The sequence below is a fragment of the Vibrio cidicii genome, assembly GCF_009665415.1.
Taxonomy (GTDB): Bacteria; Pseudomonadota; Gammaproteobacteria; order Enterobacterales; family Vibrionaceae; genus Vibrio; species Vibrio cidicii.
The window spans coordinates 314,829-330,238 of the sequence record NZ_CP035922.1; the positions used below are offsets into that span (position 1 = coordinate 314,829).

14 protein-coding genes are annotated in these 15,410 nt (G+C 53.1%); 8 read left to right on the forward strand and 6 right to left on the reverse strand.

The window, feature by feature from the left end:
- Positions 1 to 164: 164 nt before the first annotated feature.
- Genes EWA64_RS16925 through EWA64_RS16935 form a run of 3 tightly spaced genes read right to left on the reverse strand, consistent with a single transcriptional unit; the run spans position 165 to position 3,150 of the window.
- Positions 165 to 1,262, reverse strand: coding sequence for an ABC transporter permease (locus EWA64_RS16925; RefSeq protein WP_061896067.1), 1,098 nt, complete (start codon positions 1,260 to 1,262; stop codon positions 165 to 167).
- A complete protein-coding gene (locus tag EWA64_RS16930; RefSeq protein WP_061896066.1) occupies positions 1,259 to 2,200 on the reverse strand; it encodes an ABC transporter ATP-binding protein in 942 nt (313 codons plus the stop codon). Before EWA64_RS16930 ends, EWA64_RS16925 begins: the two co-directional genes overlap by 4 nt.
- A gap of 2 nt (positions 2,201 to 2,202) precedes the next feature.
- The gene (locus tag EWA64_RS16935) at positions 2,203 to 3,150 is read right to left on the reverse strand and encodes an HlyD family secretion protein (RefSeq protein WP_061896065.1); all 948 of its coding nucleotides are present in this window, start codon (positions 3,148 to 3,150) and stop codon (positions 2,203 to 2,205) included.
- A gap of 396 nt (positions 3,151 to 3,546) precedes the next feature.
- On the opposite strand from EWA64_RS16935, the gene EWA64_RS16940 reads away from it, so the two are divergent.
- On the forward strand, positions 3,547 to 4,350 hold the full coding sequence (locus tag EWA64_RS16940; protein ID WP_061896064.1) for a hypothetical protein: 804 nt from the start codon (positions 3,547 to 3,549) through the stop codon (positions 4,348 to 4,350).
- Positions 4,351 to 4,431: 81 nt separating this feature from the next.
- On the opposite strand, the gene EWA64_RS16945 is transcribed toward EWA64_RS16940, so the two are convergent.
- Positions 4,432 to 5,295, reverse strand: coding sequence for a MurR/RpiR family transcriptional regulator (locus tag EWA64_RS16945; RefSeq protein ID WP_061896063.1), 864 nt, complete (start codon positions 5,293 to 5,295; stop codon positions 4,432 to 4,434).
- 33 nt (positions 5,296 to 5,328) lie between these two features.
- Positions 5,329 to 6,594, reverse strand: coding sequence for an amino acid deaminase (locus tag EWA64_RS16950; RefSeq protein ID WP_061896062.1), 1,266 nt, complete (start codon positions 6,592 to 6,594; stop codon positions 5,329 to 5,331).
- Between the two features lie 178 nt (positions 6,595 to 6,772).
- Between EWA64_RS16950 and EWA64_RS16955 the strand changes: the two genes are divergently transcribed.
- From EWA64_RS16955 to EWA64_RS16980, 6 genes are all read left to right on the forward strand, one after another.
- Entirely contained in the window at positions 6,773 to 8,227 is a 1,455-nt protein-coding gene (locus EWA64_RS16955; protein WP_061896061.1) for an N-acyl-D-amino-acid deacylase family protein, read from the forward strand.
- Positions 8,228 to 8,277: 50 nt separating this feature from the next.
- Entirely contained in the window at positions 8,278 to 8,670 is a 393-nt protein-coding gene (locus EWA64_RS16960) for a RidA family protein (RefSeq protein ID WP_061896060.1), read from the forward strand.
- Positions 8,667 to 9,623: a sugar kinase gene (locus tag EWA64_RS16965; protein WP_061896059.1), complete on the forward strand. Its 957-nt coding sequence runs from the start codon at positions 8,667 to 8,669 to the stop codon at positions 9,621 to 9,623. The genes EWA64_RS16960 and EWA64_RS16965 overlap by 4 nt, the downstream gene beginning before the upstream one ends.
- A gap of 43 nt (positions 9,624 to 9,666) precedes the next feature.
- Positions 9,667 to 12,066, forward strand: coding sequence for a beta-N-acetylhexosaminidase (locus EWA64_RS16970; RefSeq protein WP_061896058.1), 2,400 nt, complete (start codon positions 9,667 to 9,669; stop codon positions 12,064 to 12,066).
- A gap of 79 nt (positions 12,067 to 12,145) precedes the next feature.
- Positions 12,146 to 13,183 carry a lactonase family protein gene (locus EWA64_RS16975; RefSeq protein ID WP_061896057.1) on the forward strand — a complete coding sequence of 346 codons (1,038 nt, stop codon included), beginning with the start codon at positions 12,146 to 12,148 and terminating at the stop codon, positions 13,181 to 13,183.
- Positions 13,184 to 13,258: 75 nt separating this feature from the next.
- On the forward strand, positions 13,259 to 13,621 hold the full coding sequence (locus EWA64_RS16980; RefSeq protein WP_061896056.1) for a RidA family protein: 363 nt from the start codon (positions 13,259 to 13,261) through the stop codon (positions 13,619 to 13,621).
- Between the two features lie 69 nt (positions 13,622 to 13,690).
- Here the strand turns inward: EWA64_RS16980 and EWA64_RS16985 are convergent, their stop codons facing one another.
- Positions 13,691 to 14,341 carry an HAD family hydrolase gene (locus EWA64_RS16985; protein WP_061896055.1) on the reverse strand — a complete coding sequence of 217 codons (651 nt, stop codon included), beginning with the start codon at positions 14,339 to 14,341 and terminating at the stop codon, positions 13,691 to 13,693.
- A 164-nt stretch (positions 14,342 to 14,505) separates the two neighbouring features.
- On the opposite strand from EWA64_RS16985, the gene EWA64_RS16990 reads away from it, so the two are divergent.
- Entirely contained in the window at positions 14,506 to 15,381 is an 876-nt protein-coding gene (locus tag EWA64_RS16990) for an NAD(P)-dependent oxidoreductase (protein WP_061896054.1), read from the forward strand.
- Positions 15,382 to 15,410: the final 29 nt, after the last annotated feature.

Genomic DNA, 15,410 nt, shown 5'->3' on the forward strand with positions numbered 1-15,410 from the left:
CTCTCTCCTCATTGATGAATGACCAATTAAACGGCAAGTCTGGTTGAAAAATATCCTACCGAGCGCGGCGCATCAAGGTGGAGGGGGAATGTTGAGACGGGTAAATAAGGGCGTAGAAGGGTGAAAAATGAGAAAAACCAGCCCCAAAGCGGGGCTGGATAGGTTCAGTCGAGGGATTTTTTAAACCTGAAAGACGCGAGAATCAGGCCAAATAGGGTGAAACCAATCATCCATATGGTGTCGCGCCACAGGTCGAATAAATCCGCGCCGCGCAGCACAATGCCGCGGATCATGCGCATAAAGTGGGTAGCGGGCAGCACTTCAGCAATCCATTGCGCCGCGACGGGCATCCCCTCGTAGGGGAACATAAAGCCTGAGAGCAAAATCGAGGGCAACAGGATAAACACTGTCATCTGCATGGCTTGTAACTGGGTGGTGGCGATGGTGGAGATCACCAAACCGAGCGTCAAGCTGGCGGAAATAAACAGCAGTGTCCCGAGTAAGATCTGGCTGATCGCGCCATTAATAGGCACACCGAAAATAAAGTGACCCAAACCCAAAATAATGAACACCTGAATCAGGCCGACAAAAATATACGGCACAATTTTCGCCACCATCAGCTCAAATGAGCGCACAGGCGTGGTGATGAGCAGCTCCAAATTGCCTCGTTCGCGCTCACGCACAATCGCCGCGCTGGTGAACAAAATCATCGTCATGGTGAGGATCACGCCAAGCAAACCCGGCACAATATTGACCGCAGAGCGGCGACTCGGGTTGTAATAAAGCGCCACTTCAAAGGTTTTCTGCACTTTGGGCCTGAGCTCAAAATCAAAGTCGGTCAACGGCATATTTTGCAAACCAAGGATCGCCGAGCTGATCATGGTATCGGAGCCATCGACAATCCACTGCCCGAGCTCGCGCCCCTGCGCCATACGTTGTGTCAGATCGGGCGGCAAAATCAACGCCGCGCGTACAATACCGTCTTGAATCGCCTGCTCAGCTTGCTCTGCGGTGGCGTATTGCTGGGTAACGCTCACCACTTGTGTCACCCTGACCGATTGGGTCAAGAGGCGTCCTGCCGTACTTTCGCTTTGATCGACCACCGCCACGGGAATGTCGCGAATATCGGTGTTGATCGCATAACCAAAGAGCAGCAACTGGATGAGCGGGATCATCACCACCATGCCAAAGGTGATGCGATCACGCGATAACTGACGCAGCTCTTTAACCACAATCGCTTTCATGCGAAACAGCGCGTTCATTGGCGACCCTCCCCTGTGACCGAAACAAACACATCTTCCAAACTGGGTCGAGCCAGGTTCATTTCCGCTTGTTGCAGATGAGGAAATTGGCTTTTCAACCACGCAATTGGATCGGGTACGCTCTGGTCAATCAGCACCCGCAAACGAATACCGATCTGAGCGGCGGAGCGCACTTGTGGCAGTGGCAACAGGGCTTCTTTTAGGGCGCGTAACTGATTTGCTTTTACCTCAACAATCTTGACTCCCATTTGCGCCATCAGCTCTTCAGGCGCCCCATCAGCGCGGATCAGGCCCGCTTCCATAATCGCTAAACGGTGGCAGCGTTCGGCTTCGTCCATGTAGTGAGTGGTCACCAAAATGGTGGTGCCTTGATCGGAGAGATCGAACAACTGCTCCCAAAAATCGCGGCGATTTTCTGGGTCAACCGCCGAAGTCGGTTCATCCAAAAACAACAGCTCTGGTTTGTGCATGGTGGCCGCTGCCAGAGAAAGACGCTGCTTTTGTCCGCCGCTCATACCAGAAACCCGCTGTTTGCGGCGCTGATCCAGCCCATAGGTGGCGAGCTGCTCGTCCACGCGCTGCTTGAGCGCTTTACGATCCATACCGAAGATCTGCCCGATAAATTGCAGGTTCTCTTGCACGGTTAAGTCGTCGTACAGGGAGAACTTCTGCGTCATGTAGCCAATTTTAAGTCGCAGTTGTTCCGATTGACGCGGTATCTGCAATCCGAGCACATCCACCTTACCTTCGGTTGGGCTCAGTAGCCCGGTCAGTACGCGGATGGTGGTCGATTTACCACAGCCGTTTGGCCCGAGAAAACCGTAAATGCTGCCCTTGGGAACGTTAAGCGTGATGTTATCGATGGCGGTAAACTCGCCAAATTTCTTCACTACATTTTCGGCTTGAATCGCGTAATCGCCGCGGTTGATTTGATTCATGCTCAGTCTCCCAAATCGATCTGCGCGGGCACGCCGGAAGGGAGTGATTGGGCAGCCGCGTCGAGATCCACCTCGGCGAGATACATCAAACGTGAACGCTCCTCTTCTGTCAGAGCAAAGTAGGGGGTGAATGACGGCTCGTCAGATACCCAACGCACGTTGCCACTGAGTGGGTTGTCCACACCATCGACATGCACCGTGACCTGCTTACCGGGCACAAAATCGACGCGATATTTAGCGGGTACGTAGACGCGCGCATAAGGAATGCGGTTGGCCTGAATCACCGCGACCATGCCATTGACAGGAACGCGCTCACCCAAGTTATACGGAAGATTATCGAGAATGCCGTCACGGGTAGCGATGATGGTCAGCTCGGCCAATTTTTGCTCTTGCAGCGCGACATCGGCATCGGCAACCGCCAGTTGCGCTTTGGCTTGCTCAATGTCTTCCGGACGTGCACCCGAGGTCAATTTGCTGAACTCTTCGTTGGCCGAGTCGAGTTCAGCCCTAGCGGAATCACGCGCGGCGAGAGCGGTGTCTTTCTCGGATTGACTGATGAGTTTTTTCGCCACCAGTTCAGATTTGCGCTTGTAAGTTTTCTGCGCTTCGATCAACTGCGCTTCGGCTCGTGCCACCCGCGCTTGCGCCGCAGCGATGTCTTCAGGGCGCTCACCATTGGTCAGCTTGAGTAAAGAAGCCTGCGCTTTGGCTTTTTCGGCCAGCGCACGCGCTAGCATGGCTTGCTGATTTTTGCTGTCCAAACGGACCAGAACATCGCCTTGTGCTACTGCGCTGCCTTCTTTAACGGGCAACTCTCGAATGATTTCATTGGCGGTGGCGGTAAAGGTCACCCTATCGCGCTCAAGCGTGCCGAGTGCTTGGGGTTTGGAATCGCTGGTGCAAGCGGTCAGGGCGGTTAAAACCAGTGTTGCAAATAGCAGATGTCTCATTGTTTTGTCCTGGTTAATTCAGCAGTGATGATTTATTCACAGTGTAGCCTCGCCGAGTGAAAGAGCGGTAGCGGCATAATTCTGCAAATATTACGCAAGTGATGAATTTGCGTGACTAACACCTTGAGTATAGTAACTCACTGATTAAGCGTTATTTCTTGCACATGGAACGGGATCAAGATCGCGCGAAGTACTCTGTGCAAAGGCGAGGGTGGTGAGCAAACACTTTCTGGAACGTGGGTATTTGCTAAAAGGAAGTTGCATGAAAAGTGGCACAATTAGAGGCTTGTTTTGATTGAATTTAGACTCACCTCAAAGTAATTCTGCCCTTTAAAACGGATTGCCTTGCTATATTGCGTGGCAGGTATGGGTTGCAGAGAAAATGAAGGAATAACAATGATTAAACGCACATGCGTTTTGACGACCGCAATGTTGTTGGTGGGCTGTGGTGGCGGCGGTGGCAGCGCGACGCCAAGCGAGCAAGGTTCTGCTAATAATGGCAACTGCGGCAATATGCCAGACATGGCATGTACCTATCCCGTAGAAAAATTAACCACCAAAGTGACTTTTTCGCATAGTTCATCCTCTTTAGAGGACGTCTATACGCTGTATATCCGAATGGAGGGGAATAACGGACAGACGTCAACGCCAATTCAAATTCTCAATGATCACAAGTTTGAATTGGCTATCGGAGGTGTCTCTTTCCCGCTCGAAGCAGGTAACGGTGGAGAGGTGCTAACCGCTCATAACTTGCCGATAAACGGGCAGATTTATGAGCTGTACTGGTATAAAGGTGACGATTTGATCGAAAGAAACGCTGTGCAATCGCTGGCTGAGCCAGTCAAAGTTAATTTGTACACAGATGCTTCTGACAATGCGCAAATTGAGATCATCAATTGGCAGCCGGACAATTATCAATACCGTGTTGACCTGTTTAATTTGTCTTGCGGCAACCTGCTTGGGGAAAAACAAACCTATGTTCCCAAAGGAACGGGGTATTTTTCTCTTGAAGATCCGGTGACTTTTATCTCTTTTTCCGACAAATATGGCGTAAGTTATCAGCAAATGGTCGAAGATAACCAGAGTTGTGAATTTATGGTTAATGTTGAGGCTGAAAAGAATCTGACGCCAATCGATGCAGTGAATAAGTTGAGCTTTAGTAGCTACTCCCACACAACTGAAAGCAAAAAACTGTTCTAAGCGTGTTGGCTTAGCGCCGCTGACCCGACATTTCGCTCATTAACGTCCAGTGTATGCCACTGGACGTTATGTTTCTGGGGCTTAATCTCCCAGCGGCTGCCTCTCTTCACCGCCTCGGTGGGAATCTAACGCTACTTTCAAGCGACGCAATTTATCCCGTGAGCGGCGTTTGTTTTTTACCGCCAGGGCCATGGCGAGTACATCGATCAAAGCCAGCATTGCGTAGCGGGACGCGGAGGGTTTGTAAATAAAATCGGTCTCATGGTGCTGGATGGGCAGCAGCAAATCGGCTTTCTGCGCCAAAGGGGTGCGCGGCGGACAAATGACGATGACTTTTAGCCCATACTCGCGCGCCAGTTGCGCACTTTCCAGCAGATCTGGTGTGTAGCCAGACGCCGACAGCATCAGCATCACATCGCTGCGCTCTGCGGTTGCCGCGACCATGCGCGTTAGCAAACCATCGTGATAGGCCACCACGGCAAAACCGAGGCGAAATAACCGATGTTGCAGCTCTTGCGCGGCGATGGTTGAGCCGCCGCCCATGCCGACACTGATGATCTGCCGTGCGCTATTGAGCCACTCTACCGCTTGGTCGATCGCTTGTTCGTTTATTAAGCGACGGTTTTGTTCCAACGTCTGTTTGATCGATTGGTAAACCATCTGATAGCTGCTCGGCTCGGGAGATTCGAGAATAAATCGCTGGCCGATGGTTAAAGATTGGGCCAGTTTGATTTTCATCTCACGCACATTCTTACAGCCAATCGCCTTGGCAAAACGGGTCACGCTCGCGTCACTTACTTGTGCGCTTTGGGCAATTTCGCTAATGCTGGCATTGGCGGCGGCGCTGACCTCATCCATCACCCATTGGGCGACTTTTTTCTCCGCATCACGCAGAGTGCTGAAACGTTCGTTGATTTGCGAAAGGACGTCGACATCTAAGTTCACAAGAATATCCTGTACTGCGTTGGTGGGAGGAAACTAGAAACGGGTTTCTAGCCACTGCGTCACGTGATAATGCTCATCTCGCAGGGCCAGAGCGCGCCATTTATCGAACGTCAGGCATGGGTGTGAGGTGGAAAACACCAAAATGTCCCCCACATCCAGCGTGCAGTCAGCGGGAATTTCGACAAAGGTGTGCTGGTCCATAATCGCTACCGCTTGGCTGTGCTGTGGCAGCGCGAGCGGCTGGCCATCGCGAAATGCCAGTTGTAAAGTCGGCAGCCCTGCGTCGAAAGCCACGTCACGTTTGCCCATACCGACCAGAAGGCGCGTGGGCTCAGGGCGAGAAATCACGTGCGCCCAGATTTCCAGCGCAGAGATGAGATCGCCATTCAATTCACACGCTACGCCCTGATGCGGTTTGGCACGCGCCATCACTTGTTGCTGCGCCATTTGGTAAATTCCGGTGTCATGGGTAACGTAGCAGCCGGGGCGGATCACCGTCTCAATGCCGCCCAGTTCGGCGAAGGCTTTTGCTACCACGTCATACCACGCCGAGCCTGCGCCTGTGAGCAGGGGTTTCGCTGGCAGCAGCCTGGCGGTTTGCAACTGGCGCGTTAGCTCACAGGCGGTGTGGATGAATGTGCGGATCTCGCTTTCGGCATTGTCGCCGTGGATCACTCCTTCATAGACTTCAATGCCCGCCAGTTTCAGGTTCGGGTGCTTAGCAATGTGTGTTGCTAAGGCGTGCACTTGTCGAGGCGTGCGGCACCCGCAGCGACCGCCCGCCACGCCGTATTCGATCAAGACGTTGAGCGTCAGTTGCTGCGCTGCGAAAAACTCCGCCAACGCATCGACGTTGCGTGTTGAATCCACGCAGCAGTAAAACTCAATCGATTGTGCACTAAGCAGCTTGGCGATGATCGCCATATTGCCTTTGCCCACCAGTTGATTCGCCATGATGAGCCGTTTAGCTCCCGCCATAACCGCCACTTGCGCTTGCGCAGGGCTGGCCACGGTGATGCCCCAAGCGCCATGCTGCAGTTGTTGGCGAAACAGTTCCGGCGTCATCGAGGTTTTACCATGGGGAGCGAGTTTGACTTGATGACGATCGGCAAAGTCTTGCATCCAACGCAAGTTGTTTTCCAGCGCGCTGTGGTTTAACACGGCGGCTGGCAGGCTGATCTCGTCATGAGCAAGAGAAGGGAGATGAGTATGAAGTGCTTGCCCTTTTTCACCTTCGGCAGGGAAATTGTCTGCGTGCTTCTGATAGTTTTTATCAGATAAGTCCTTTATTTTTCTCATAATCTCCCACTCCTAACATGATTTAATTGATTGATAAGTAATACTTATTTTTGATAATGCTAAGCGCCGTGATAGAAACTATCAAACTTTGCTCGATGCTTTGCGGGAGACATCACTGATTCGAAATGGCCAAGCTTTAAGATCACTTCCTCTTATTTTGGCATGGACGCAAACCCGCATGCAGTTCGACACCCTCATCAAACAGGCCGAGATTTACGACGGCACAGGCGCGACGCCATTTATTGCCGACGTCGCGATAAAGCAAGATCGCATAGTTCAGCTTGGACAGCTCGCAAACGCGTCGGCGCAGCAAGTGATTGACGGGCAAGGTCTAGCACTAGCGCCCGGATTTATCGATGTGCACACTCATGACGACACCAACGTGATCCGTTTTCCGCACTGTTTGGCCAAAATTAGCCAAGGCGTCACCACTGTGATTGTGGGCAACTGCGGCATCAGCGCCAGCCCTGCGGTGCTGAGCGGAGAACCGCCGGATCCAATGAATCTGCTTGGTGAACAGAGCGATTTCGTTTATCCCACATTTGCTCACTATGCCGCGGCGGTCGAGCAGGCTAAACCGGCAGTGAATGTTGCGGCACTGGTTGGCCATACCACGCTGCGCAACAACCTGATGGACCACTTGCAGCGCCCAGCCACGCAAGCGGAAATCGAGCAGATGCGCGCGGCACTGGCAGAAGCGATGGAGCAGGGGGCGCTCGGGCTCAGCTCGGGTCTGGCGTACGCCAGTGCCAAGCAAGCCACCGCCGAAGAGGTGGTGCAACTGGCTAAGGTGTTGGCCGATTATCAAGGTGTTTACACCACGCATATGCGCAGCGAGTTTGCCGAGATCCTCACCGCGATGGACGAAGCGTTTGCGACGGGCAGACAAGCGCGGGTGCCTGTGGTGATTTCTCATTTGAAATGCGCGGGCGCAGGAAACTGGGGGCGCAGTGTGCAAGTACTGGAGCGGATGGAGAGCGCAGCAGCCCAGCAAGAGGTCAGTTGCGATTGCTACCCTTATTCGGCCAGCTCCTCAACCTTAGATTTAGCGCAAGTGAATGACGAAATTGATATTTTTATTACCTGGTCAAAAGGATTGTCACAGCAGGCGGGCAAAACCCTCAAGCAGATAGCCGCCGATTTACAGTTACCGCTGATGCAGGCCGCAAAAGCACTGCTGCCTGCGGGCGCGGTCTACCACTGCATGGCAGAGCAAGATGTTCAACGAGTGCTGAAATACCCGTTAACCATGGTGGGGTCCGATGGTTTGCCCAACGATCCGCATCCCCACCCGCGTTTGTGGGGCGCTTTTCCCCGAGTGCTTGGACACTACTGCCGCGAGGAGAAGCTTTTCTCCCTTGCCGAGGCGATTTTTAAGATGACCGGGATGTCGGCGCAGCGTTTCAAACTGGCGGATCGCGGCGTGATTCGGCTGGGCGCTTTTGCCGACTTGGTGCTGTTTAACCCGCGCACCATCAAAGATACCGCGACCTTTGCCAATCCAATTTCAGCCGCGCAAGGCATTGAAGCGGTGTTTGTCAACGGGCAGCTCTCTTATCAAGCTGGCGAAGTAGCGCCGACTCGAGCAGGTCGGTTTCTCTATCGAAGTCAATTTAAACCAGAAACCGTGTGAATCGCCGCTAGGCAGACAACGGGTTCTCTAACAGCAAAAGGACAATAACAATGACGATAAAACGATACGGCGTAGAAGGTGGCGTAGGAACGGGTGGACAGCATTTGCCCTTTGCCCGTGCCACCGAAGCAGGCGGCTTTTTGTATGTTTCGGGGCAAACCCCGATGAGAGAGGGTGAAGTTGTCGAAGGCGGGATCGTCGAGCAATCGCGTCTCGCGCTGCAAAACTGTGTCGATATTATGCACGAGGCCGGTTACACGCTGGAAGATGTGGTGCATGTGAAAGTGATCCTTACCGATGCGCGCTATTTTCAGTCGTTCAATAAAGTGTTTAGCGAATTTTTCGCCACTCATCCACCGGCGCGCATCTGTATGGTGTGTGATTTGGTAGTGGATGTAAAAGTGGAAGTGGACGTCACCTGCTACCGTGCGGATCGCGTATGAGCGTCAGCAAGCTTAAGGTTGCCTTTTTCGGTGAATGCATGATTGAACTGAGCGGCCAGCCGCTCAAACAAGGTTTTGGTGGCGACACGCTCAACAGCGCGCTCTATCTCGCTCGCCTGTGCCAAGATAGCCCGATAGCGGTTTATTACGCGACAGGGTTGGGAGACGATGACCTGTCGCAGCAACTGCTCGTGGCTTGGAAAGCTGAAGGCATTGACACCTCGCTGGTGACGCGCCATGCAGGGCGGCTGCCCGGACTGTACCTAGTGAGCAATGATGCCTCTGGTGAGCGCAGTTTCCACTATTGGCGTGATAGCGCCGCAGCGAAATTTTATCTTTCCGACGCGCAGCTAAGCCCGCTGGAGCGTGCATTGCAAGCAGGGGAACTCGATTGGCTTTACTTGAGTGGTATCAGCCTTGCGATTTTGCCTGACGCAGACAAAGCGCGGCTGATTGACAAGTTGCGCGATTTCTCGTTGGCGGGCGGCAAAGTGGCGTTTGATAACAATTTTCGTCCCCAGCTTTGGTCGGCGAAACAGGCGCGGCACTGGTATGGTGAGCTGCTGCCTTGGGTCTATCTCGCTTTCATCACGCAAGAAGATGACGAGCAAATATGGGGGCAAGAGCAGCCTTTGTATGAGCGATACCAACAGTGGAACTGCGCTGAGGTGGTTGTCAAACGTGGTGCGCAGCCCTGCCAGTTGCTTGTGCGTCAGCAGGGTGAAGTGCGATCGCTGAGTGTTGAGGCTGAAAAAGTCGCTCATGTAGTTGATACCTGCGCCGCGGGCGATGCATTCGCTGCTGGCTATCTGGCTGGGCGATGCTCTGGGAGTGGGCCACAAGCATCGGCTGAGCTTGCTCACCGTTTGGCCGCACTGGTTATTCAGCATTCAGGCGCAATCATTCCGGCCCAGAGTATGCGTCATCTACAGCTTGAGTCAGGCGGGGTTTAGGCGCTGCTCACGCAGAGTTCTATTTCTTATCTAAGGAGGCAGCATGGCGGCCAACCGTGAACTTAATCTAATGCCCTATCCGCAGCAAGTGCAGCTCCTTTCTGGACGAATTGCTATCGATGCCAACTTCAGCATGCTGCTTAAAGGTTATCGATGCAAAACGGTGATGAAAAAGCTCAAAGGTACATTGGAGCGCCTCTATCGGCAAACGGGCGTGCCGATGTTGCACTGGCAAGCCTCGTCGCAGCAAAGCGCGACGTTAGTGGTGGATATCGCTAGTGCGCCGCCAAGCGACGTGCCGAATTTGGGTTGGGACGAGTCTTATCATTTGCACGCAACAGAGGGGCAAGTGGTGATCCGCGCGCCGCAGCCAGTGGGGGCCTTGCATGCGCTGGAAACCTTCTTGCAATTGATTGAAAGCGATGCTCAGGGCTACTACCTCCCAGCGCTGTCTATCACGGATGCGCCGAGATTTGGCTGGCGAGGCGTTTCCTATGACACGGCCCGTCGCTACATTGATCTGCCCGTTATTTTGCGCCAACTCGATGCGATGGCTGCCGCCAAACTCAACGTATTCCACTGGCACTTTTGGGACGATCAAGGCATTCGCATTCAGTTCGAAAGCTACCCCAAACTGTGGCAGCAAAGTGCTGATGGTGATGTATACAGCAAAGCCGAGGTGTCGCAGGTGATCGAATATGCTCGCGCGCTGGGGATACGGGTGATACCGGAGATCTCCTTGCCCGGCCACGCCTCTGCGGTGGCGCATGCCTATCCGCATCTGATGTCTGGCCCCAGCGGGCAAACCTACCCACAGCAACGTGGATGGGGCGTGTTTGCGCCGCTGATGGACCCAACCAATCCCGAGCTGTTGAGCTTTCTGGCGAGCATTTTTCACGAAGTGGTGGCGCTTTTCCCCGACCGGTATGTGCATATTGGTGGAGACGAACCCGACTACCAACAGTGGCGCGATAATCCACGCATTCAGCGTTTTATCCAAGAGCATCAGCTTGATGGTGAACGCGGTTTGCAGTCCTACCTCAATACCCAAGTCGAGAGCATGCTGGCGGCGCATGGACGTAACATCATCGGCTGGGACGAAGTGTGGCACCAAGATCTGCCGACGTCGGTGGTCATCCAAAGCTGGCAAGGGCACGACAGCATTGGCCGCGCCGCTAAGCAGGGCTATCAAGGGATTTTATCCACCGGCTACTATCTTGATCAGCCGCAGCCCACCAGTTACCACTATCGCAACGATCCCATGCCGCAAGGTTTAGCCGTGGATGATCAGTTGACGGCAAACGACAAGTTTGTCTGTTACACCTGGCATAAGCCGCGGCCTAAAGGAGAGGCGCTAAGTGGCAATCTGATCATCATTGAAAGTGTGCAAGGGCAGGTACGCGCTTTTAGCGATTACCATGGCCGATCTCGTCAGGCTGTCACCGTGTTGGAATACCTTCCCGGCGTACGTTTTCGCGGTCATCTCGACACCTTCATGTCCTACACGGAATTCCACTACCAGTTTGCTGGCGAGCAGCTTGCTAACGGCAGTTATCAACGGATTGGTAATGTGCGTTATCCCGTTACTGGCGTGTTAAGTGCCAGCAGCGATTGGCCGCAAAACACACTGCCAGAGGCAAAGGGCGGCTACCCTGCTGAACTTAGTGAAAACGAGCGAGCGTTGATCCTCGGCGGTGAAATCACCATTTGGGGAGAGCTGGTCGACTCGATGACGATCGAAGCGCGTTTGTGGCCGCGCAGTTTCGCTATCGCAGAACGTTTTTGGTCGAGTGTTGAGCAGCGCGATGCGCAGAGCATGTATCGCCGTATGCAGGGTATCGATACTTGGTCGCAGCTTTCACTCGGTTTACGCCATCAGGCCGACGCGCAACTGGGCTTAATGCGGCTGGCGATGGGCTTTGACAGTACGCCGCTGGCGGTGCTCGCCCTGTACACAGAGCCCGGACAATACTACGCAAGGCATTGGCAAAAGTGGCAGGCAACGCCGACTTGTGGCGAACGTTACAATCAATATGAGCGGCTTAACCGTTTTGTTGATGCCTTGGCGGTAGAAAGCCTCGCCGTCTATCAGATGGAACAACTGCTTCGCGACGTGGATTTCGGCCAGAGAGCAGAGTGCCAAGTGATTCTCGCCTCATTAACCAGCCATTACCAGACGGCGAAATGGGCCGCCACGCAGTCGCTTGAACTGCTAGCACGAAGCGCCTCTGGGGCGCAAAGTGTACCACTGGCACAAGCGACCACTGAGGTGGCTGATTTGGCCTTGTTCTTATTGGAGAAATTGTCCGAGAGCGCCACAATAAGCGCAGAGCAATACCACGCTTACCAAGCCGTGTTAAACGAAAAAGCTGTGCTATTTGATGAGGCGATTGTGGCGCTTGTCAGGCCGACGGAGCAACTGCTTCACAAATTTGCGCACTGATTAGCGAAAGCCGTTGCCGCCTACGCCGACAGGCGGCAAGGTAGAGAGATAACGAGAAGCGATGGAAGCATAAATCCTAATGACGACAGGCAATTTACATTTTTATCTTGGCACTTATACCGATCAACCCAGCATCAGCGAAGGCGTCGCACAACTGGAATTAAATAGCGAAACGGGTGAGTTGATCCCGTTCAATGAGTTGGCGGTGTTAGCCAATCCCTCTTATCTCACCCAAACTGCACGCGGTTTATACACGTTCAGTGAAGTGGCGCAGGCACAAGCACCGCAACTGGTATGGCTTGGCTGTCACGATACGGCGCAAATTGAGATCGCAGGCGATTACCCGTGTCATCTCGATATTGACCGTGAGCAACGGTTTTGCGCGGTGGCCAATTACGGCTCTGGCAACACTTCAATCTTCAAGTTGGATGAAACTGGCAAGCCGATTGGCAAACTGACAGAACTGTTTGTTGATGGCTGTGGGCCAAATCAGGCGAGACAAACCGCGCCGCATGCTCATCAGGCTACCTTCTTGCGCCACAGTCCGTATTTGCTGGTGGTCGATCTGGGCGCGGATCGTCTCAATATTTTTGCTATCGATAGACAAAATGAGACCTTCAGCCTGCATCAATCTCTCTCATTGCCACCGGGCTGCGGTCCGCGTCATCTGATGTTAACGCAAGAGGAAGATCGCCTTTACCTAGTTGCAGAGCTTTTTGAAACCTTGATGGTGATTGAGCGCCGCGGCGAACAGTGGCATCTCTGCTCGCAGCAACCATTGCTCCCGGGTGAAAGCAACGGCGAAGCCGCCTCGGCGATTCGCTTGTCCCCAGATGAGCGGTTTCTTTATGTCTCGTGTCGCAGGCAGAATAAAATTGCCATTTTTGCACTCAGCCACACCCAGCCTGAATGGATTGGCGCTGTTGATACTGGCGGCCAGTTTCCGCGTGATTTTGTGCTGTCGCGTGACGGTAAATGGTTGCTGGTTGCCAATCAGCACTCGCATAATGTGGTCAGTTTTCGCCGCGACAGGCAAACCGGCTTACTGAGCCCAAGTGGGTTTAGTTGCCAAGTAGGTAGCCCGGTCTGTTTACTGGAACATCAAGGGGCGTGTTAACGCCTCTTGGCTGGAAAGCCTGATGATAACTTGAGATACTTCTGCGCTTGGTTTGAAGTTAAAGAGAAAATAAGCATGACAATTCATCGCATTAACCCCGGCAATCGCTGGTCAGATATTACCGTTTTTAATGGCATCGCCCATTTTGTTGAAGTGGCGGACAGTGATACTTCGGCAGATATGAAAGGCCAAGTGGAACAGATTTTGTCTCAGGCAGAAGTGCAGTTGGCGAAGATTGGTAGCGACCGCTCTCGCGTTCTTTCGGTGACCATCTACGTGACCGATTTCGCCCATTTCGATGCATTAAACCAAGTGTGGGACAGTTGGTTCCCGCAAGGTTGTGCGCCGAGCCGCGCGTGTGTCAAAGCTGAACTGGCTGATCCGAACTATTTGGTTGAGATGGCGTTTGTCGCCGCTGCGGGTGCAGAGTTTCAATAGCCGTAGACAGTATGTAGACGTAATAAAGCACAAAGGGGCAGTTCGCCCCTTTGTTGTTCGTGTTTGTTGCTAATGTTGCTCACTGAGCTGCGCCAATACGTCAGTCAGCGAAGGGCAGATGTGGTGGCCAAAGCCTTTCACTTCGGCGCAAGGTTCAACCAAATCGGGGATTTGGTAGGTGATCATCTGCGCTGCCACCGCCGCGCGTACGCCGTTGTTGGAATCTTCAAAAGCCAAACAGCGCTCTGGTGCGATCTTGAGTCTGCTGGCGGCGAGTAAGTAGATTTCTGGGTCGGGTTTGCCGTGGCTTACTTCGCACCCGGTGGTGATGCTGTCGAAGTAGTGATCCAGCCCGGCGAGCTTGAGTTTGACTGACGCGACCTCTTTTTGCGTCGAGGTGGCCACCGCCGTTGGGATTTGCTGAGCTTTTAGCCACTGTAACAGCTCGATCACGCCAGCTTTGACCGGAATAGCCTCATGAAATACCACTTGGTTGTAACGCTGGCGCCACTCGGCGTGTAGGCGGTCGAGGTCATCCCCATACGCTTTGCGCAGCACCGCTTCAATGCCTGCGGCATTACGGCCAATCACCGAGAGGTAAGTCTCTTTGTAAAAAGGTAGGTTTTGCGCATGACAGGCTTGTTCGAAAACCTGCATACAGACACGTTCGGTGTCGAGTAGAAGTCCATCCATATCGAAGATGGCGGCAGCAAAATTCATAGTTACAGCTTGTTTTTGTCTCAATAGGTTGGCGCCATTCTGACATAAAGCGGTGCAATTGGGGAAGGGATATGGTCGCGAGTGCGGTTTTTCAGTTATCATGTGCGGCGCGAAATCGATAACAAGTTGATTGAAACTGATAACAACGTCATTGGGGAGCAAGAATGGAAATCAAAACAGTTGCCTTTATTGGATTGGGAGTCATGGGCTACCCAATGGCAGGCTATTTGAGCAAAGCGGGTTACCAAACCCGGGTTTACAACCGTACATTTGCCAAAGCAGAAAAATGGGCCCAGCAGCATCAAGGCCAAGCGTTTGAAACCCCTGGTGAGGCCGCGCTTGGTTGTGATGTTGTGTTTGTTTGTGTCGGCAATGATGACGATGTACGCAGCGTGGTATACGGTGAAAATGGCGTACTGGCTGGGCTAAAAGCGGGCGCGACCTTGGTTGACCACACCACGACCTCCGCTGAGCTGGCGATTGAGCTGGCCGCCGCATGTCAAAAAATGGCGGTGAATTTCATTGATGCGCCTGTTTCTGGTGGCCAAGCTGGCGCTGAAAATGGCGTGCTAACCATCATGTGTGGTGGTGATGCCGACGTGTTTGCTAATGTCTCGCCAGTGATGGATGTCTACGCCAAACAGATCACTTTGCTGGGTGAAAATGGCCAAGGACAACGTTGCAAAATGGTGAACCAGATTTGTATCGCTGGCGTGCTGCAAGGGCTGAGTGAAGCGCTGCTACTGGCACAAAAATCGGGCTTAGATATTGAGCAGGTTGTCAACACGCTAAAACACGGCGCGGCTGGTTCTTGGCAGATGGAAAATCGCGCCCAGACCATGGCACAAGGCAAGTTTGATTTTGGCTTCGCCATCGATTGGATGCGCAAAGATCTCGGTTTCTGTCTGCAAGAAGCGGAACGCGTTGGTTTAACGCTGCCACTGACTGAGCAAGTCGACGCTCAGTACGCCAAGCTGCAGCAGCAGGGGTTAGGACGAATGGATACCTCAGTGTTGATCAAAGCGGTAGCAAAAGAGTAAAAATAATCATCAGCCGAAAACCTTGATTT